We start from the raw sequence: 18054 nt of genomic DNA, 5'->3' as shown, positions 1-18054 counted from the left end.
ATGCAAAGCCTGCGCGATATCCTGAACCGCATCGAGGCCGGCCAGACCAGCCCAGCGGAGGCCTTGGCCGCCAGCGCCGCGCGGATTGCGGAGCGGGAGCCCGCCATCCAGGCCTTCGCCAGCCGTCCGGACACTCTTCTGCCCGGTACGGGTCCGCTCGCCGGCATCGCCTGCGGCGTCAAGGACATCATCGACACGGCCGACCTGCCGACAGGCATGGGCTCCGCGATCTATCAGGACTGGCGGCCGAAGGCCGATGCGCCGATCGTCATGGCGCTGAAGGCGGCCGGTGCCACCGTTGCGGGGAAGACCCACACAACCGCCTTCGCCTTCCTCGATCCGGCGCCGACCCACAACCCCCATGATCAAACAGCGAGCCCGGGCGGGTCCTCGGCGGGCTCGGCCGCCGCCGTTGCGGCGGGGATGATCCCGCTCGCCTTGGGCACGCAGACCGGCGGCTCGGTGATACGCCCAGCCGCCTATTGCGGCGTGGCTGCGATCAAGCCCTCCTATGCCTTGATGCCGACCGTTGGAGTCAAACCCTTCTCCTGGTCGCTCGATACGCTGGGTCTGATGGCGGCGCGTGCCGACGATGTGGGCCTGGCACTCGCCGCGATCACCAAGCGCCCCGAGCTCGATGCGCCGGCCGTGAGCCTTTCGGGTCTGCGTATCGGCATCGACCACCAGATCTACGCAGGCGCGGCCGAGCCGGCCTCCGAGGCCGCATTGCAGCGCTTTGCGGATCTGGCCACGGCCGCCGGTGCGATCCTCGTGCCGCATGAGGGCCCCTCGGCGCTGGCGGAAGCCTATCAGGCGCATGGCCCGCTTCAGGATTACGAGGCCACGCAGGCGCTCGCCTGGGAGTATGCCCATCATCGCGACGCCCTGCCGCCCAAGCTGCGCGCCTATCTCGATATGGCGAGGGCGACCACGCCGGCGCAGTATGACGAGGCGCGGCGCGTCTCGCGGCGCGGTCGCGACGCCGCGCGTGCCTTCTTTCGCGAGGTCGATGTCGTGGTCAGCTATGCCGCGCCGGGGGAAGCGCCCGACACCCTCGGATCGACCGGCGATTCCCGGTTCAACCGCCTCTGGACATTGCTCGGCGTGCCTTGTGTGACCGTGCCGTTGATGCGCGGTCCGCGCGGACTCCCGGCCAGTATCCAGATCATCGCTGCTTTCGGGCGCGACGACCACGTCATCGCGGTGGCGAAGGGACTGGAAAAGCTTGTTGAAACACACGCGTGAGCGAGCTTATCCCCAAAACTCTTCAATGCTTTAATCGATGTTTAAGGATACTCTTGGCTTTGCCGCGATCAGGCCACCTTCCGGCCCCCTTGCGGCCGCCGCCAGTTCTGCTAGCTTGATGTCAGGTCAATGACAAAGGAGGGTGTGATGAGCCTCACGCTACGTCTCGACCGACTGGCCATGGGTGCGGCATTTGCTTTCGTGATGCTGGTCGTTTTTGGAGCGTTCTGACTGCCGTCAGTCTCGAGTCGCTGAGACCACAAGAGTCTTCAATCGCACCGCCGGGACGATCGTCCCGGCGGTGTTTGATTTTCGGCCTGCACTCGCCGCGGCTTGACCGGAGGCCGGTCGATTCTGGTTTTTGCGATACGGCGCTTTTCAGGCCGGCTCAGCTCTCGGGGCAGGGCGTCTCGGTGACGTGCCAGGACATCACATTCGTCACCCGCCCGCACGCCGCCAGCCGGCGCCCCTGGGAGGTGCGGATGCAAGCCGTGGCGCCTTCGGTGATCTTGCGGCCATCGTTCCAGCAGAAACAGAGCGGCTCGGGCGCCTGCGCCGGCCTTGGCGGGTCGAGCGGGACGGCCGGCTCGGCCGCCCGGACGGCCGCCCCGCCGAGGAGCGAAAGGACGCTCAACAACAGCGCTGGCGCGATCTTTCGCAACGCTGGGGCAGGCCCCGGCTGTTTGCGTCTTGTCTTGAAAAGACCCGCGACAGCGGCTGTCATAAGTCCCTCCCATGCGACGAAAGGTCATGGGTGTCGGCTGACTATGCAGTCTAACGGCGAGGCGTCGATCGAGCCCGCGTCGCTATAGTTTCAAAATATTGTTATATGTCAAACCCCCCTACGGAACTCATCTTGCGGAACGGGCTGGGCTGCCCCATATTGTCGCCAAGAGAGCCCAAGGGGGGCTCCGGGAGGAACCATGTCTCTGATTTCGCTCGCCCGCCGTGGTCGTGTCGTCGCCGTGCTCGCAGGCGCCCTGCTGCTCGTCCCCGTGATCGCCGAAGCGCGGCCCGGCGGCAAGGGTGGTTTCGGCAGCCGGGGTTCGCGCACGGAATCGGCTCCCGCTCGCACCAACACCGCGCCCAATGGCGCCCAGCCCTTCCAGCGCAGCGCGACGCCGTCGCCCGCGCAGGCCGCTCCGGCGGCGGGTGCTGCCGCCGCGGCCCAGGCCGCCCGGCCCTCCATGGCCCGCAACCTGATGATGGGCCTCGGGGCCGGTCTTCTCGGCGCCGGCCTGTTCGGCATGCTGTCGGGCGCCGGCTTCTTCAGCGGGCTCGCCTCGCTGGCTGGCGTGTTCGGCTTCCTGCTGCAGCTCGCCCTGATCGGTGGGGCCATCTGGCTGGCCATGCGCTTCTTCCGTCGCCGCTCGGAGCCGCAGCTGGCGGGTGCCGGTGCGCCGATGCCGCGTGACATGGACCGGCCTCAGCCGGCCGGCATGACCACGATGGGTCGCATGGGCGCTATGGCCGGCATGGGGGGCGCGACCGCAGCGCCCCAGACCACGCCGATCGAACTGTCTGGTGACGATTTCGGCCATTTCGAGCGCCTGCTATCGGAGGTCAACACGGCCTATTCGAACGAGGACGAGAAGGGCCTGCGCGAGCGCGTCACGCCCGAGATGTTCGGCTTCTTCGATGAGGATCTCTCCGGCAACGCCCAGAAGGGCCTCGTCGATCGCGTCTCCGACGTAAAGCTGCTGCAGGGCGACCTTGCGGAAGCCTGGCGCGAGGGCAACCTCGACTACGCCACCGTCGCGATGCGCTTCAGCCTGATCAACGCGCTCTATGAGCGCGCCAGCGGCAAGGTCGTCGAAGGCGACGCCACCGTGCCGCAGGAGGTCACGGAGCACTGGACCTTCGTGCGCCCGCGCGGCGGCGCCTGGAAGCTCTCGGGCATCCAGCCGGCGGCCTGAGCCTCACATCGACGGACGATTTTGGAAACGGCCGGGGCAACCCGGCCGTGTTTAGTTTCGTGGTTTCGGGTGTCGCGGCCGTCGAAAGCGCTTTATAGGCAAGACTGAAACGCGACGTCATCCCGGACGGAGCGAAGCGAAGCTCCGGGATCCATCATAAGGCACGACACTGCTCGATGATCGATCCCGGATCGGCGCGGCTTCGCCGCTTGTCCGGGATGACGGAATGCCCTGTCCTGCCATTCTGCTGCCTGCGGAGCCATGCCCATGTCCGATATGCGTCTCGTCGTCGTCGGTGCTGCAGGCCGCATGGGCCGGATGCTGATCAGGGCGATCCATGAGGCGCCGGGCTGCACCCTGTCGGCGGCGGTCGAGCGCCCGGGATCGCCCCATCTCGGCCAGGACGCGGGCTTGCTCGCCGGGCTCTCGGCGAGCGGCATCCCCGTGACCGACGCGGCCGGACCGGCATTCGCATCCGCCGAGGGCGTGCTCGACTTCACCACCCCCGACGCGACGGTGGCCTTCGCCGGCCTCGCCGCTCAGGCGCGCATCGCTCATATCGTCGGCACCACCGGGCTGGAGCCGCAGCACCTGGCGAGCCTCGCGGAAGCGGCGCGGCATACCGCCATCATCCGCTCCGGCAATATGAGCCTCGGCGTCAACCTGCTGGCGGCGCTGGTGCGCAAGGTCGCCGCCACGCTGGGCACCGACTGGGACATCGAAATCGTCGAGATGCATCACCGCATGAAGGTCGATGCGCCGTCGGGCACCGCGGTCCTGCTGGGTGAAGCGGCGGCGCAGGGGCGTGCGGTCGAGCTCTCCCAGCAGCGCGTCGCCGTCCGCGACGGGCAGACCGGCGTCCGCGAACCGGGCACGATCGGCTTTGCGACCCTGCGCGGTGGCACGGTGGTCGGCGATCACAAGGTCATCTTCGCCGGCGCGGGCGAGCGGCTCGAACTCGCCCATATCGCGGAAGATCGCGGGTTGTTCGCGCAAGGCGCGGTGAAGGCCGCGCTCTGGGGCAGGGGCCGCGAGCCCGGCTTATATGCGATGGCCGACGTGCTCGGACTGGATTCGCTGTAGGCCCTCGGGATGACCCGGCTCGTCGTCGCGCCCGGTGTCGTGCATTGGCCGGGTTACCTGCCGCCGGCCGCACAGACGGCTCTGGTCGCCGATCTGCGCGAGGTCGCTCGCATCGCGCCTTTCTTCCAGCCGCGCATGCCCAAGACCGGCAAGCCCTTCTCCGTCCGCATGACCAATTGCGGCGATCTCGGCTGGGTCTCGGACGAGACGGGTTACCGCTATCAGCCGCTTCATCCCGCGACCGGCGCGCCCTGGCCGCCGATGCCGGCGATCCTCAAGCAAGCCTGGCGAGATCTCGCGGGTTATCCGCACCCGCCAGAGGCCTGTCTGGTCAATTTCTATCAGGCCGATGCGAAGATGGGCCTGCATCAGGACCGCGACGAGCAGGACTTCGACGCGCCGGTCGTATCACTTTCGCTCGGCGACACCGCGGTCTTCAGGATCGGCGGGACGCAGCGCGGCGGCAAGACCGTGTCGCTGAAGCTGGCCTCGGGCGATGCCCTGCTCTTCGGCGGTGAGGCCCGGCTGGCTTATCACGGCATCGACCGCATCCTCGCCGGCTCCTCGGCGCTGCTGCCGCAGAGCGGGCGAATCAACCTGACCCTGAGGCGCGTGACGAAGCCCGACGCCTGCGCCTCATCGTCATTGCGAGCGTAGCGAAGCAATCCAGCTTCGAGGTTCTGGATTGCTTCGCTACGCTCGCAAAGACGCAGAAGCGTCAGCGCGGCTCGTCCGACCCCGGCAGGCGCGGAAACGACCAGCCCAGCAGGATCGACCCGGCGCGCAGCCCAAACCCGGCGGCAAGCCCGCCGACCATCACGATGGCCGGGCCGAAGCCGAGTTGCGTGAGCAGAGCCGTGGCGGTGGCGCCGGCGGCTGCGGCGGTGACGTAGAAATCCCGGCTCCACAGCACCATGGCGCGATCGCCCGCCAGGATGTCGCGTAGGATGCCGCCGAAGGAGGCGGTGACGGCCCCGAGCGCGATCGCGGACAGCACCGGAACCCCGGCCGCCAGCGCCTTCTGGGTGCCCGACACCGCAAACAGCGCCAGCCCCGCCGCATCGGCCCAGAGCAGCAGACGCTTGGCGCTCCAGCCGTCGAGCCGGCCGGGGCGCAGATAGGCGATCGTCCAGGCAACGAGCGCCACGCCGGCGCAGATGATCACGCCGAGCGGCGCCTCGACCCACCAGACCGTGCGCGCCAAAAGCAGATCCCGCAAGGTGCCGCCGCCGGCGCCGGTGACGGTGGCCAGCAGGATGAAGCCGAACGGATCCATGCCCTTGCGGGCCGCGACGAGGGCGCCGGTCAGCGCGAAGACGGCGACGCCGGCAGCCTCAAGCACCGGTCAGTGGCCGGTGATGGCGGGATCGGCGCCCTCGGGGGCAGGGGGCTTGGGCGCGCCGGCGGAGATCCCGACCAGCGCCGGCCGCAGCACGCGCTCGCCGATCTTGTAGCCCGACTGAACGACCTTGGAGACGAGCCCCTTGGCGACCTCGGCATCGGGCGCCTCGAACATCGCCTGGTGCATGTTGGGGTCGAACTTCTCGCCGAGCGGCTCGATCTTGCGAACGCCGTGGCGCTCCAGCGTCTTGAGCAAGTCGCGCTCGGTCAGATCGACGCCCTCGATAAGGGCCTTGAGCGCGGGCTCCTCGGTGGCGCGGGCCGTCTCGGGCAGGCTCTCGATTGCGCGCCGCAGATTATCCGCCGACCCCAGCAGGTCGCGGGCAAAACTCGTCACCGCATAGGCCTTGGCGTCGCCGATCTCGCGCTCGGTGCGACGGCGCAGATTTTCCATGTCGGCCAGCGTCCGCAGCAGCTTGTCCTTGAGATCGTCGCGCTCGGCCTCGATCCGGGCAAAATTCGCCTGGATGATCTCCTCGGGTGACTGCAGCGCGGTGTCGTCGATGACGGGCTCTGCGTTCGGATGTTCCGGCGAGGGGTTCTGCGTCATGGCGTGATCCAATCCATATCGATCGTCTTGCGCGAAATCCGACATCCGGCTTCCGCTGAAACCAAGGCTCTCGGCTTCCATCGAAGACCTGGCCGCGACATCGGCGCGCGACCGCGTTCCCGGCCGATATCGGGCTTGCGCCGGTTTAAATCAAGCGCGGGCGGGCGTCTTCGCCTTGGGCGCGGCCGCCTTGTCGTGCCAGAAGCTGAACACGTCGAGCAGGGCCCGGCGGATCGCGAGCTGGCGTTGCGTCGAGACGATCTTCGCGTTGGTCAGGTCGGTGACGTAGAACACGTCGACGGCCTTTTCGCCGAAGGTCGCGATATGGGCCGAGGCGATGTTGAGGTTGAGCTTCCCGATCGCGGTGGTGAGATCGTAGAGCAGGCCCGGCCGGTCGAGCCCGGCGATCTCCAGCACCGTGTGGCGGGCCGACAGCACGTTGTCGATGATGACCTCGGGCGCGACCTGGAAGGTCTGGCCGCGCGCCGGCGGCGCCCGGCGCTGCGCCACCAGATCGGCGATCTTGATCTCGCCCTTGAGCGCCCGCTCGATCGCCGCCGCGATCCGCTCGGCGCGGCGCAGTTCATCGTCATCCATGTCGAAAGCGCGCGAGACCGAGATCGTATCGAGCACCAGCCCGTCCGTGGTGGTGAAGATCTGGGCATCGACGATGTTGCCGCCCGACGCCGCGCAGGCGCCGGTGACAATGGCGAGCAGACGCGGATGGTCCGGCGCCAGAATGGTGAGCTCGGTGATCCCGCGGAACTGGTCGGTTTCGACCAGCGTCGCGGTGGTGCGCCCTTCGGCCTCGGCGCGGGCCATGAAGCGCGCGTGCTTCTCCTGCCGGCCGACATCGGTCTTGATCCAGTAGGCTGGGTAGTGCCGGGCGAGATAGGCGTCGCGCGCTGCGGCCCCCCAGTCAGAGAGTCGCTCCTTCAGCGCATCCTGCTTCTTCTCGACCCGCGCCTTGCGCTCGATCGCGGAATGGCCGCCGGCGAGCACGATCTCGGTCTCATAATAGAGCGTGCGCAGGAGCTGGCCCTTCCAGCCGTTCCAGACGCCGGGGCCGACGGCCTTGATGTCGGCCACCGTCAGGACGAGCAGGAGCTTCAGCCGCTCCAGAGTCTGCACGGTGGCGGCGAAGCTCTCGATCGTCTTTGGGTCGCCGAGATCGCGGCTCTGCGCGACGGTCGACATGTCGAGATGGTGCTCGACCAGCCAGGCGGCGGTTTCGGTCTGTCCTTCGGTCAGGCCGAGCCGCGGCCCGAGCTTGCGGGCGATCCGGGCGCCGGCGACCGAATGATCCTCGATCCGCCCCTTGGCGATGTCGTGCAGCAGCAGCGCGACATAGAGCGCCCGGCGATTGGCGATCGTCGGCATGATCTCGTTGGCGAGCGGATGCTCCGACTGCAGCACGCCGGCATCGATCTCGGCGAGAACGCCGATGCTCCGGATCAGGTGCTCGTCGACCGTGTAGTGATGATACATATTGAATTGCATCATCGCCACGACGCGTCCGAAATCCGGCACGAACTTGCCCAGCAGCCCGGATTCGTTCATTCGCCGCAGCACCGCCTCCGGCGAGCGCCGCGCGGTGAGGATCTCGAGGAAGATGCGGTTGGCATCGGGATCGTTGCGCAGCTGCGGTGTGATGAGCCGCAGCGACTGCGTCACCAACCGGCTGGCATCGGGGTGGATCGCCAGATCGTCCCGGCTGGCGATTTCGTAGAGTCGCAGCAGGTTGACCGGGTCGCGCCGGAAGGCGTCGGGATCGACCACGTTGAGGCGCTGGCTCTTCAGCGTGAAGTCGGGATGGCCGAGCGCGCGCACCCGCTTGCGCTTGGCAAAGGAGCCTAGCAGGCGCGACAGCGAGGCACGCGGCTTCTGCTGGCGCGCCTCCAGCGCGGCACAGACGATCGCGGTCAGGTCGCCGACATCCTTGGCGACGAGGAAATACGCTTTCATGAAGCGCTCGACCGGGGCCTGCCCGCTGCGGCCGGCATAGCCGATCGCCGCCGCTACCTGCCTTTGCAGGTCGAAGGACAGCCGTTCCTCAGCCCGCCCGGTGATGAAATGCAGCCAGCAGCGCACGCGCCAGAGGAACTCCTCCGAGCGCTGGAACATCAGCAGTTCCTTGCGGTCGAACAGGCCGGCCGCGACCAGCTCGCGCACATCGTCGACGCGGTAGGCATATTTGGCGATCCAGAACAGCGTGTTCAGGTCGCGCATGCCGCCCTTGCCGTCCTTGACGTTGGGCTCGACGAGATAGCGCGAGGTTCCGGCGCGGCGCACGCGCGTCTCGCGCTCCTGCAGCTTGGCCTCGGTGAAAGCCGGGGCCGTGCCCTCGACGACCTCGGCGCCGTACCGACGCAGCATGTCGTGAAACAGCAGCACGTCGCCGGTGACGAAACGGGCCTCGAGCAGGGCGGTGCGGACCGTCATGTCGGCGCGCGCCTCGCGCACGCAATCATCGAGCGAGCGCACCGAATGCCCGACCTTCAGCTTCAGGTCCCAGAGCGGGTAGAGCATCGCCTCGACCACGCTCTCGCCCCAGGCGGTCTGCTTGTGCGGAAACAGGAAGAGCAGATCGACGTCCGAGCCCGGGGCCAGCGTCCCCCGCCCATAGCCTCCGACCGCGACGACCGCGATCCGCTCCGATTGCGAGGGGTTCAGCGCCGGATAGAAATGCTCCGTCGCCGCGACATGCAGGCAGCCGACGACGCCATCCATCACCGCCGAAAGATGCTGCGCACAGATCAAGCCATGGCGTGGTCGCTTGAGCAGTTCGCGGGCGGAGTCGTGGCCCTGGTCGAGGATGTCCCGCAGCGCCGCCACGAGCAGGCCGCGCGTATCGGCCCCCGGACCGCTGCGTGCGAGCAGATCGGTCATGGCCCGTCGGGGGCTCGCCAGAACGGCGGCAAGTTCGAGCACCGGTTGATTGGCGGATGACACCCGGCCTGACCTCGTTCGCTGTGGCGTCCGGCTCGGAAGCCGCCCAAGGCTGGTTAGCATGAGAGGCGGATTCGGAAAGCGGTTTAATTACACGTTGTTCAATGTTGAATATCCGATTCAACAGAAAGAGCCGTACTGTTTGACATACAGAACGAATGGACCTAAAAGGCGGATACGCGCCGATTTGAGCCACCAGCTTGCGGGCGCGAAACAAGTGCAGCTAAAGCGTGGGGCATGGGCGCCAACCTGTCGCTCGGTCCCTTCGCGCATCGAAAGGGACCCTGAATGACCATTTCCCGCCGTCTAGCCGTCGCCGGCCTTGCCGTGTCGCTCGTTCTCTCTGCCGGACAGGCCTTCGCCCAGGCGCCCAAGGAAATCCGCGTCGACTTCGCGACCTATAACCCGGTCAGCCTCGTCCTGAAGGACAGCGGCATCCTCGAGAAGGCACTGGCGGCCGACGGCATCACCGTGCGCTGGGTGCAGTCCGCCGGCTCCAACAAGGCACTGGAGTTCCTCAACGCCGGCTCGCTCGACTTCGGCTCGACGGCCGGCGCAGCCGCGCTGATCGGCAAGATCAACGGCAACCCGATCAAGACGATCTATGTCTATTCGCGGCCGGAATGGACGGCGCTGGTCACCGGCGCCAAGAGCGAGATCACCAAGGTCGCCGACCTCAAGGGCAAGCGCGTCGCCGTCACTCGCGGCACTGACCCGCATATCTTCCTCGTCCGGGCGCTGGCCGAGGCCAAGCTGACGGAGAAGGACGTCAGGCTCGTCCTCCTGCAGCATGCCGACGGGCGCCTGGCGCTCGAGCGCGGCGACGTCGATGCCTGGGCTGGTCTCGACCCGCTGATGGCCGCCGCCGAGGTCGAGAGCGGCGCCAAGCTGTTCCACCGCAAGGCCGCCGACAACACCTGGGGCGTGCTCAACGTCCGCGAGGCCTTTGCCAGGGAGAATCCGGCCCTCGTGCGCAAGGTTCTTGCGGCTTACGAGGAGGCGCGCGCCTATGCGCTCGCCAACCCGGCCGAGCTGAAGAAGACGCTGGTCGCCTACACCAAGCTGTCCGATGCGGTGATCGAGCGGCAGCTCACCCGGACCGAACTCACGCATTCCACGATCGGGCAGGCCCAGGCCGAGACGATCATCGCGGCTGGCCTCGCGCTGCAGGAAGCCGGCGTCGTGCCCGCCAAGACCGATGTGAAGGCCGTGGTCGATGACCTGCTCGACCGTCGCTTCGCCGTTACCAACTGACGTCGCGTCGGCCCCCCGATGAGTGCGCTCGGCATCGAGACGGCTGCGGATGAGCAGGGCGGTCCCGCTCGTCCGCGGCCACGCCGGGCGGGCGTGGCGCTGGCGGGTTTCGCGCTGCCGGTCGTGCTGGCCGTGTTGTGGGAGATCGCCGTCAGGTCGGGCTTCGCCAATGGGCGCCTGATGCCACCGCCGAGCGTGGTCGGCGCCACCCTCTGGTCTCTCGCGGCTTCGGGCGAACTCTTCACCCATGCCGCGGCGACGCTCTGGCGGGTTGCTGCCGGGTTTGCCCTCGGCGCTGCGGCGGGCACCTTGCTCGGCGCCGTCACCGGCGCGCTTCCGGTGGCGCGCGGTCTGATCGACCCGACGCTGCAGGCCCTGCGCGCCATTCCCTCGATCGCCTGGGTGCCGCTCTTCATCCTCTGGCTCGGCATCTTCGAGGCGTCGAAAGTGGCGCTGATCGCGGTCGGCGTGTTCTTCCCGGTCTATCTCGGTGTGGCCGCCGCGATCCAGGGCATCGACCGCAAGATCGTCGAGGTCGGCCGTGTCTTCAGGCTCGGCCGGCTGGCGATGGCGCGACGGGTGCTGCTGCCGGCGATCCTGCCGGCCTGGATCACGGCGCTGCGCTCGGGGCTCGGGCTGGGCTTCATGTTCGTGGTCGCGGCCGAGATCATGGGCGCCAGCGAAGGCCTCGGCTACCTCCTCGTCGATGGCCAGCAACTCGGCCGGCCCGACACCATCATCGCGGCCATCATCAGCTTCGCCGTGCTCGGAAAGCTGGCCGACGGCCTCCTCGTCGCCCTGACGCGGCCGGTTCTCGCCTGGCAGGACACGGCCCGCGACAAACTCTGAGAAAGCCCTCGATGCTGAGCTTCGAGACCCTGTCGAAAACCTATGCCGACGGCACGCAGGCGCTGTCGGCCGTCACCCTCGATGTCGCACAGGGCGAGATCCTGGCGCTGGTCGGCGGCTCGGGCTGCGGCAAGACCACGCTGCTGCGCCTGATCGCCGGTCTCGACCGGCCGAGCGCCGGGCGCATCCTGCTCGATGGCGAGGCGATCGCCGAGCCGCGCGCCGATGTCGGGGTGATCTTCCAGGAGCCGCGCCTGTTCCCCTGGCTATCGGTGGCCGAGAATGTCGGCTTCGGCCTCTCGCATCTCTCCGCCTTCGAGCGCGAGGGGCTGGTCACCAACGCCCTCGTTCGTGTCGGGCTCGGCGGGCACGACCGGCGCTGGCCGCGCGAACTCTCCGGCGGCCAGCAGCAGCGCGTCGCCATCGCCCGCGCCCTCGTCACGCGACCCAAGCTGCTGCTGATGGACGAGCCGTTCTCGGCGCTCGACGCCACCACCCGCGCCAGCCTCCACGGCCATCTGCTCGCTTTGTGGGGCGAGAGCCGGCCCACCGTCGTCATGGTGACCCATGACGTCGAGGAGGCCGTGACGCTGGCCGACCGGATCGTGGTGATGCAGCCCAAGCCGGGGCGGGTCTTCGACGCCTTCGATAACCCGCTCGCCCGCCCGCGCGACCGGCTCTCGCCGGCTTTCGAGGCGGCCAAGCGCGAGATCCTGCGCAGCCTCGATCGTTCGCTGCGCGACGAGGCCCCGCACCAGCAGAAGGCTGCCGAGACCGCCGGGATGTGGTGGTGAGCCGCGTCACGGGGTATCGCTTTCCGGTGGCCTGTGACCGCCCGAGCCTCTATCAGCGATCCCGACCGCTTCATTCGACTTGAGGTTCTGACATCATGGACGTCACCGCTCTCCGCGCCCTGCAGGCGCCGCTCAAGGACTCCTACCGTTCCGATCCCGGCGCAGCCGTCGTCACCCTGAAGGCCAAGGGCGAGCTCGACGACCAGCACATCGCCTGCAAGGTCGAGACCGGCCGTGCGATCGCGCTGGCGGGGTTGCACCCGGCCACCGGCGGCTCGGGCGCCGAACTCTGCTCCGGTGACATGCTGCTGGAGGCCCTTGTCGCCTGCGCCGGCGTCACGCTGAAGGCGGTGGCCACCGCGCTCGAGATCGAGTTGAAGAAGGGCATCGTCCATGCCGAGGGCGATCTCGACTTCCGCGGCACGCTCGGTGTCGCAAAGGACGCCGCCGTCGGCTTCAAGGCGATCCGGCTGTCCTTCGAGGTCGAGACCGATGCGCCGCAGGAGAAGCTCGACACACTGCTGAAGCTGACCGAGCGCTACTGCGTCGTGTTCCAGACGCTGAACGTCAAACCCGAGCTGAGCGCGACCCTGGCGGTCGCCTGATCGCCCGGCCGCTCACTCGGCCGCCTTCTTCAAGGCCAGACCCTCGGCGAAGGGCAGCGTCGGCTCGCCCTTCGCCTCGTCGAAATCGAGCGCCACGATGCGCTCGCCACGGCCCACGATCTTGCCCGCCGAGGTGCGCAGACCCGCGACGTCGTCCTGCGCCTGGCGGAAATGCTGGTCGAGTTTTTCCGCCCGCTCGCCGAGCCGCCGGACATCGGCCAGGAGCTTGCCGACTTCGCTCTGGATCACCTGCGCCTCCTCGCGCATCCGCGCGTCGCGCACCAGCGACTGCATCAACTGGATCGCGAGCGCCAGCAGCGAGGGCGAGACGATCATGATCCGGGCGCGATGCGCCTTCTGGATTACGTCGTCGAAATGCTCGTGCAGATCGGCATGGATCGATTCCGAGGGCACGAAGAGCAAGGCGAGGTCCTGCGTCTCGCCCGGCAGAAAATAGCGCTCGGCGATGTCCTTCACATGCACGCCGACATCGTTGCGCACCCGGGCGGCGGCTGCCTTGCGCGCCTCCTCGCCGCGGGCCTCGCGCAATTGCGTGAAACTCTCCAGCGGAAACTTGGCGTCGATGACGAGCCCGCGCCCGTCGCCGGGCAGCGTCACCAGGCAATCGGGCCGCTTGCCGTTCGAGAGCTGAGGCTGGAAAGCGAAGAAGGCGCCGGGCAGGCCGTCGCGGATGATCGCCTCCATCCGGCCCTGGCCATAGGCGCCGCGCGCCTGCTTGTTGGAGAGCACGTCGCGCAGCGTGACCACCTCGGAGGTGAGGTTGGTCAGGTTCTTCTGGGCGCTGTCGATCACCGCCAGCCGCTCCTGCAGCCGGCCCAGGCTCTCGCTGGTCTGGCGGACATTCTGCTCCAGCCCCTGACCGACTTGATGGCGCAGGCCCTCCATGCGGTCGGCGACGAGGCGCGCGAGATCGCCCTGCCGGGTGGAGAGGATTTCGGCCATGGACTGCATCCGGCCGGTCAGCTCCGCCTGGAGGCGGTTCGTCTCGGCGACCTTGTCGTCGGTCTCGCGGGCCCGCTCGGCGGCGATGGCCGCTTCCAGCGCGCGGCCTCGGCTCGCCCGCCAGGATGAAAGCGTCATGATCAGCAGCAGGGCGAGGCTGAGGGTCGCAAAGCCGATCGCGGCCTCGCCCCAGGTGACCGGGCGGTCGAGCAGGATGAAGGCGATCTCGTTCATGCGGAAACGATAACCGATTCGGGTGAACGAATTCGAACGAAAGCGGAACAGTTTGACCGGCGGGGCACAAGCGCTTATGTCGCCGTCTCGTCATTGAAAAATCGCGTAGAACGCTCCCCATGGCCATCCGCCCGCTCGTCATCCTGCCCGACGCCCAGCTTCGCCTGGTTTCGACCCCGGTCGCGCAGATCACGCCCGAGATCCGTACGCTCGTCGCCGACATGTTCGAGACGATGTATGATGCGCCGGGCATCGGCCTTGCCGCCATCCAGATCGGCGTGCCCTGGCGCGTGGTGACGCTCGATGTCGCCAAGCGTGCGGCCAGCGAACAGGCAGACGCGGAAGGCACCGAAGCGGAAGACGATCAGGCGAAGCGCGACGCCCAGCCGCGCAACCCGATCGCCTTCATCAATCCGGAGATCACCTGGTCGTCCGAGGAGCGCAGCGTCTATGAGGAAGGCTGCCTCTCGATCCCCGAATATTACGAGGAGGTCGAGCGTCCGGCGTTCGTGAAGGTCAGCTATACCGATCTCGACGGCAAGCCGCAGGAGATCGAGGCCGACGGCCTGCTTGCCACCTGCATCCAGCATGAGATCGACCATCTGAACGGCGTGCTGTTCATCGACCATCTCTCGCGCCTCAAGCGCGAGCGCGTCACCAAGCGCTTCGCCAAGCAGGCAAAGCGCGAAGCGTGACGCAACTGACACAAGAGCTTCCGCAGCCCTCATCCTGAGGAGCGCTCGGCACGAGCGCGTCTCGAAGGATGCTCCAGATGGTTCCGGAGCCTCCTGGACCCTCCTTCGAGACGCCGCTGCGCGGCGCCTCAGGATGAGGGTTCAAATGATCATTCGGCGGGCCATGCCTGTCCAGTTGAGGTAGAATCCAGCGTATGAGTTTGCGCGTCATCTTCATGGGCACGCCCGATTTCGCGGTGCCGACGCTGACCGAGATCATCGGCCAGGGCCACGAGGTCGTCAGCTGCTACACCCGCGCCCCGGCCCAGGCCGGTCGTGGCCTCGAACTGAAACCCTCGCCGGTGCACAGGGCGGCCGAGCGCTTCGGCATCCCCGTCTTCACGCCCTCGACCCTGAAGACGCCCGACATCGCCGACCAGATCGCTTCCCATCAGGCCGACGTCGCCGTCGTCGTCGCCTATGGTATGATCCTGCCGCAGGCCATCCTCGACATCCCGGAGCTCGGCTGCCTGAACCTGCATGCCTCGCTGCTGCCGCGCTGGCGCGGCGCGGCGCCTATCCAGCGTGCGGTGATGGCGGGCGATGCCGAAAGCGGCGTCTGCGTCATGAAGATGGAAGCCGGCCTCGACACCGGCCCCGTCGGCATGGTCGAGCGGCTGGAGATCGGCCCGGATATGACATCGGGCGAGCTGCACGACGCGCTCGCGCCGCTGGGCGCGGATCTGATGGTGCGCGCCCTGGCCGCGCTGGGGCGCGGCGCTCTGCGTTTCACGCCACAGCCGGACGAGGGCGTGACCTACGCCGCCAAGATCGCAAACGCCGAGGCGAAGCTGAACTGGGCGAGGCCGGCGCGGCAGGTGCATGACCTCGTGCGCGGCCTGGCGCCATTCCCGGGCGCTTTCGCCGAGATCGATCTCGGCAAGGGGCCCGAGCGGCTCAAGATCCTGCGCACCGCGCTCGCGGGCGGTGCGGCCGAGCCGGGCATACTGCTGGACGAGGATGGTACTGTCGCCTGCGCGGAAGGGGCGGTGAAACTGCTCCAAGTCCAGCGGGCGGGCGGGCGTCCCGTTAGCGGCGCGGAGTTCCTGCGCGGCGCGCGCCTCGGCGCCGGCGGCAGGCTCTGATGCCGCGCTACAAGCTCGTCATCGAATATGACGGCACGCCCTTCTCGGGCTGGCAGCGCCAGGCCAACGGGCCGTCGGTTCAGCAAAGCGTCGAGGAGGCGATCGAGGCCTTCTGCGGCCATGCCGTCAGGCTGCACTGCGCCGGGCGCACAGATGCCGGCGTCCACGCCACGCACCAGGTCGCCCATGTCGATCTCGACAAGGACTGGCGCACGGATGTCGTGCGCGACGCCAGCAATGCCCGCCTCAAGCGCCTGCCGGTTGCTGTGGTCAGCGCCCAGGCCGTGACCGATGAATTCGACGCGCGGATTTCGGCGAAACGACGCTACTACATCTACCGCATCATCGACCGCCGCGCGCAGCCGGCGCTCGACCGCGACCGGCTCTGGCATGTGCCGGTCAAGCTCGACCACGAGGCGATGGACCGCGCCGCCAAAGCTCTGCTCGGCCATCACGACTTCACCACCTTCCGCGCCGCCGAATGCCAGGCCAACAGCCCGATGCGCACGCTGGACCGGCTCGACGTCCGCCGCGAGGGCGACGAGATCGTCGTCTATGCCCATGCCCGCTCCTTCCTGCATCATCAGGTCCGCTCCATCGTCGGCTGCCTGAAGATGGTCGGGGCCGGGCGCTGGCCGGAAAACAAGCTGGGCAAGGTCCTGGCGGCTTGCGACCGCTCGCAATGCGCGGCGCTGGCCCCGCCCTGCGGGCTGTATCTGGCGGGTGTGGATTACTGAGGGTCAGGTGCGGCCGGCGCCTCGAAATAGGCGGTCAGCAGCCGGTGCGTGATGGCCTCCAGCGTCAGCAGATCCGCGACCGCCACGCACTCGTTCACCTGATGCATGGTCTGTCCGACGACGCCGTATTCCACCACCGGGCAATAGCTCTTGATGAAGCGCGCATCCGAGGTGCCGCCCGTCGTCGACAGCGCCGGCCGCTGGCCGGTCTGCGCCTCGACGGCATCGGCCACCATCGCGACGAAGGGGCCGGGCTGCGTCAGGAAGGCGACCGCATTGGTCGGTTTGCAGGTCAGGACGTAGCGCACGCTGTTGCCGGCCGCCTGCGCCAGGCGGCGCTCCAGCTCCTGCGCGAGGGTGTCGGGCGTCCAGATGTCGTTGAAGCGGATGTTGAACACCGCCCGCGCCTGCGCCGGCACGACATTGCTGGCGGGGTTGCCGACATCGACGGTGGTGAATTCGAGATTGCTGGCGTCGAAATAGGGGGTGCCCCCATCGAGCGGCTCGGCATCGAGCGCCGCCAGCAGGCGCACCATGCCGCGGATCGGGTTCTCGGCCAGATGCGGATAGCCGACATGGCCCTGCTTGCCGTGAACGACCAGTTCGCCCGTCAGCGAGCCGCGCCGGCCGATCTTGATCATGTCGCTCATCGCGGCCGGGTTGGTCGGCTCGCCCAGCAGGCAATGATCGAAGCGCTCGCCGCGCTCATGCGCCCAGGCCAGCAGCTTGGCGGTGCCGTTGATCGCGGGCCCCTCCTCGTCGCCCGTAATCAGGAAGGCGATCGACCCCGGCGCCTGCGGGTTGTCGCGGCGGAACCGCAAGGCGGCGGCCATCATCGCCGCCAGCCCGCCCTTCATGTCGCAGGCGCCGCGGCCATGCAGCAGACCGCCCTCGACTGCGCCGCTGAAAGGATCGCGCGTCCAAGCCGCCGCGTCGCCGACAGGCACGACATCGGTATGGCCGGCAATGACGAAAACGGGTGCCTGGGTGCCGATCCGGGCATAGAGATTCTCGACATCGGGCGTGCCGGGTTCGCCGAACACCGGCCGCTCGACGCGATACCCTGCCGGGGAGAGCACGGCGTCGATCAGCGCCAGTGCGCCGCCTTCATGCGGCGTCACCGAAGCGCAGCGAACCAGCGCCTGCGTCAGTGCGACGGGGTCGAGGGGATCGAAGGCGAGGTCTGCGAGCGCGCTTGTGTCCATGAGCCCGCTTTACCACCGGGGGCGTCCGCTGCAAGCGGCTCGCGGCTTCGCGCCGAAGGCATCAGCCCCAGATCGACCAGCGCGAACAGCCAGGCGATCAGCGCGACCGTGTCGAGCGAGGGCGCCCAGAGATAGGGCAGCCAGGGCTTGAGATGCGCCGGGAGCACGATCACGCAGATCAGGATGATGCCGTAGAGGCCGCTGCTGCCGCGATCGGTCGCGCGTTTGGCCGCCAGCGCCGCCCAGGGGAACAACGCGAAGGCCTGCGCGAAGGCGACGATCTTCTCAGCCTCGAAGTAGAAGAAGGTGGAGGCCAGCTTCTGGATGCCGAGCAGCGCGAAGGCAACCAGCGCGCTTCCCAGCCAGAAGCGGCGGAGGCCGATGCGGCCGTCGAAGTCGGTGAGGAGGCGGAAGACGGTCATCGATGGGCTCCGATGACGTCCTTGTGCC

18 protein-coding genes are annotated in these 18054 nt (G+C 68.1%); 11 read left to right on the top strand and 7 right to left on the bottom strand.

Annotation, left to right across the window (positions count from 1 at the left end; genetic code table 11):
- Entirely contained in the window at positions 1 to 1245 is a 1245-nt protein-coding gene (locus Q8S30_RS17205; RefSeq protein ID WP_305667255.1) for an amidase, read from the top strand.
- Between the two features lie 388 nt (positions 1246 to 1633).
- Here the strand turns inward: Q8S30_RS17205 and Q8S30_RS17200 are convergent, their stop codons facing one another.
- Positions 1634 to 1906, bottom strand: coding sequence for a hypothetical protein (locus Q8S30_RS17200; protein ID WP_305667254.1), 273 nt, complete (start codon positions 1904 to 1906; stop codon positions 1634 to 1636).
- A gap of 262 nt (positions 1907 to 2168) precedes the next feature.
- Between Q8S30_RS17200 and Q8S30_RS17195 the strand changes: the two genes are divergently transcribed.
- The 3 genes from Q8S30_RS17195 to Q8S30_RS17185 all read left to right on the top strand — a co-directional run bounded on the left by Q8S30_RS17195 (position 2169) and on the right by Q8S30_RS17185 (position 4901).
- Positions 2169 to 3161 (top strand): TIM44-like domain-containing protein, encoded by a 993-nt coding sequence (locus tag Q8S30_RS17195; protein WP_305667253.1) that lies wholly within the window; start codon positions 2169 to 2171, stop codon positions 3159 to 3161.
- A gap of 267 nt (positions 3162 to 3428) precedes the next feature.
- On the top strand, positions 3429 to 4244 hold the full coding sequence (gene dapB, locus Q8S30_RS17190; protein WP_305667252.1) for a 4-hydroxy-tetrahydrodipicolinate reductase: 816 nt from the start codon (positions 3429 to 3431) through the stop codon (positions 4242 to 4244).
- A gap of 9 nt (positions 4245 to 4253) precedes the next feature.
- Positions 4254 to 4901 (top strand): alpha-ketoglutarate-dependent dioxygenase AlkB, encoded by a 648-nt coding sequence (locus Q8S30_RS17185; protein WP_305667251.1) that lies wholly within the window; start codon positions 4254 to 4256, stop codon positions 4899 to 4901.
- Between the two features lie 61 nt (positions 4902 to 4962).
- Here Q8S30_RS17185 and Q8S30_RS17180 read toward each other — a convergent pair whose 3' ends face one another.
- From Q8S30_RS17180 to Q8S30_RS17170, 3 genes are all read right to left on the bottom strand, one after another.
- On the bottom strand, positions 4963 to 5586 hold the full coding sequence (locus Q8S30_RS17180; protein ID WP_305667250.1) for a trimeric intracellular cation channel family protein: 624 nt from the start codon (positions 5584 to 5586) through the stop codon (positions 4963 to 4965).
- 3 nt (positions 5587 to 5589) lie between these two features.
- A complete protein-coding gene (gene grpE / locus Q8S30_RS17175; RefSeq protein WP_305667249.1) occupies positions 5590 to 6195 on the bottom strand; it encodes a nucleotide exchange factor GrpE in 606 nt (201 codons plus the stop codon).
- A gap of 150 nt (positions 6196 to 6345) precedes the next feature.
- Positions 6346 to 9084, bottom strand: a complete 2739-nt coding sequence (locus Q8S30_RS17170; protein ID WP_305667248.1) for a [protein-PII] uridylyltransferase — start codon at positions 9082 to 9084, stop codon at positions 6346 to 6348.
- A gap of 348 nt (positions 9085 to 9432) precedes the next feature.
- Between Q8S30_RS17170 and Q8S30_RS17165 the strand changes: the two genes are divergently transcribed.
- The 4 genes from Q8S30_RS17165 (at position 9433) to Q8S30_RS17150 (ending at position 12646) form a co-directional block, all read left to right on the top strand.
- The gene (locus Q8S30_RS17165; protein ID WP_305667247.1) at positions 9433 to 10398 is read left to right on the top strand and encodes an aliphatic sulfonate ABC transporter substrate-binding protein; all 966 of its coding nucleotides are present in this window, start codon (positions 9433 to 9435) and stop codon (positions 10396 to 10398) included.
- Positions 10399 to 10416: 18 nt separating this feature from the next.
- On the top strand, positions 10417 to 11247 hold the full coding sequence (locus Q8S30_RS17160; protein ID WP_267520111.1) for an ABC transporter permease: 831 nt from the start codon (positions 10417 to 10419) through the stop codon (positions 11245 to 11247).
- 11 nt (positions 11248 to 11258) lie between these two features.
- Entirely contained in the window at positions 11259 to 12041 is a 783-nt protein-coding gene (locus Q8S30_RS17155) for an ABC transporter ATP-binding protein (RefSeq protein ID WP_069053989.1), read from the top strand.
- A gap of 95 nt (positions 12042 to 12136) precedes the next feature.
- Positions 12137 to 12646: an OsmC family protein gene (locus Q8S30_RS17150; protein ID WP_305667246.1), complete on the top strand. Its 510-nt coding sequence runs from the start codon at positions 12137 to 12139 to the stop codon at positions 12644 to 12646.
- A gap of 12 nt (positions 12647 to 12658) precedes the next feature.
- Here Q8S30_RS17150 and Q8S30_RS17145 read toward each other — a convergent pair whose 3' ends face one another.
- Positions 12659 to 13843 (bottom strand): DNA recombination protein RmuC, encoded by a 1185-nt coding sequence (locus Q8S30_RS17145; RefSeq protein WP_305667245.1) that lies wholly within the window; start codon positions 13841 to 13843, stop codon positions 12659 to 12661.
- Positions 13844 to 13962: 119 nt separating this feature from the next.
- Here Q8S30_RS17145 and def point away from each other — a divergent pair, with 119 nt between their 5' ends.
- From def to truA, 3 genes are all read left to right on the top strand, one after another.
- Positions 13963 to 14538, top strand: coding sequence for a peptide deformylase (gene def / locus Q8S30_RS17140; protein WP_305667244.1), 576 nt, complete (start codon positions 13963 to 13965; stop codon positions 14536 to 14538).
- 200 nt (positions 14539 to 14738) lie between these two features.
- Positions 14739 to 15662 carry a methionyl-tRNA formyltransferase gene (fmt, locus tag Q8S30_RS17135; RefSeq protein ID WP_371135547.1) on the top strand — a complete coding sequence of 308 codons (924 nt, stop codon included), beginning with the start codon at positions 14739 to 14741 and terminating at the stop codon, positions 15660 to 15662.
- Entirely contained in the window at positions 15662 to 16399 is a 738-nt protein-coding gene (truA, locus tag Q8S30_RS17130) for a tRNA pseudouridine(38-40) synthase TruA (protein ID WP_305667242.1), read from the top strand. The genes fmt and truA overlap by 1 nt, the downstream gene beginning before the upstream one ends.
- On the opposite strand, the gene dapE is transcribed toward truA, so the two are convergent.
- A complete protein-coding gene (dapE, locus tag Q8S30_RS17125; RefSeq protein WP_305667241.1) occupies positions 16393 to 17604 on the bottom strand; it encodes a succinyl-diaminopimelate desuccinylase in 1212 nt (403 codons plus the stop codon). The genes truA and dapE overlap by 7 nt on opposite strands.
- Entirely contained in the window at positions 17547 to 18026 is a 480-nt protein-coding gene (locus Q8S30_RS17120) for a DUF805 domain-containing protein (protein ID WP_305667240.1), read from the bottom strand. The genes dapE and Q8S30_RS17120 overlap by 58 nt, the downstream gene beginning before the upstream one ends.
- Between the last annotated feature and the right edge of the window lie 28 nt (positions 18027 to 18054).

The organism is Frigidibacter sp. (genome assembly GCF_030695035.1).
Taxonomy (GTDB): Bacteria; Pseudomonadota; Alphaproteobacteria; order Rhodobacterales; family Rhodobacteraceae; genus Frigidibacter.
The sequence above is the reverse complement of the archived record's forward strand: the minus strand, read 5'-3'. Positions and strand labels throughout refer to the sequence as shown.

Bases quoted from the DNA above. Each gene is read 5' to 3' on its own strand.
- Q8S30_RS17170 (WP_305667248.1), bottom strand. From the start codon at position 9,084: ATGACCGATCTGCTCGCACGCAGCGGTCCGGGGGCCGATACGCGCGGC.
- dapB (WP_305667252.1), top strand. From the start codon at position 3,429: ATGTCCGATATGCGTCTCGTCGTCGTCGGTGCTGCAGGCCGCATGGGC.
- truA (WP_305667242.1), top strand. From the start codon at position 15,662: ATGCCGCGCTACAAGCTCGTCATCGAATATGACGGCACGCCCTTCTCG.
- Q8S30_RS17145 (WP_305667245.1), bottom strand. From the start codon at position 13,843: ATGAACGAGATCGCCTTCATCCTGCTCGACCGCCCGGTCACCTGGGGC.
- Q8S30_RS17155 (WP_069053989.1), top strand. From the start codon at position 11,259: ATGCTGAGCTTCGAGACCCTGTCGAAAACCTATGCCGACGGCACGCAG.
- Q8S30_RS17195 (WP_305667253.1), top strand. From the start codon at position 2,169: ATGTCTCTGATTTCGCTCGCCCGCCGTGGTCGTGTCGTCGCCGTGCTC.
- Q8S30_RS17150 (WP_305667246.1), top strand. From the start codon at position 12,137: ATGGACGTCACCGCTCTCCGCGCCCTGCAGGCGCCGCTCAAGGACTCC.
- Q8S30_RS17160 (WP_267520111.1), top strand. From the start codon at position 10,417: ATGAGTGCGCTCGGCATCGAGACGGCTGCGGATGAGCAGGGCGGTCCC.
- dapE (WP_305667241.1), bottom strand. From the start codon at position 17,604: ATGGACACAAGCGCGCTCGCAGACCTCGCCTTCGATCCCCTCGACCCC.
- def (WP_305667244.1), top strand. From the start codon at position 13,963: ATGGCCATCCGCCCGCTCGTCATCCTGCCCGACGCCCAGCTTCGCCTG.
- Q8S30_RS17185 (WP_305667251.1), top strand. From the start codon at position 4,254: ATGACCCGGCTCGTCGTCGCGCCCGGTGTCGTGCATTGGCCGGGTTAC.
- Q8S30_RS17120 (WP_305667240.1), bottom strand. From the start codon at position 18,026: ATGACCGTCTTCCGCCTCCTCACCGACTTCGACGGCCGCATCGGCCTC.
- Q8S30_RS17165 (WP_305667247.1), top strand. From the start codon at position 9,433: ATGACCATTTCCCGCCGTCTAGCCGTCGCCGGCCTTGCCGTGTCGCTC.
- Q8S30_RS17205 (WP_305667255.1), top strand. From the start codon at position 1: ATGCAAAGCCTGCGCGATATCCTGAACCGCATCGAGGCCGGCCAGACC.
- grpE (WP_305667249.1), bottom strand. From the start codon at position 6,195: ATGACGCAGAACCCCTCGCCGGAACATCCGAACGCAGAGCCCGTCATC.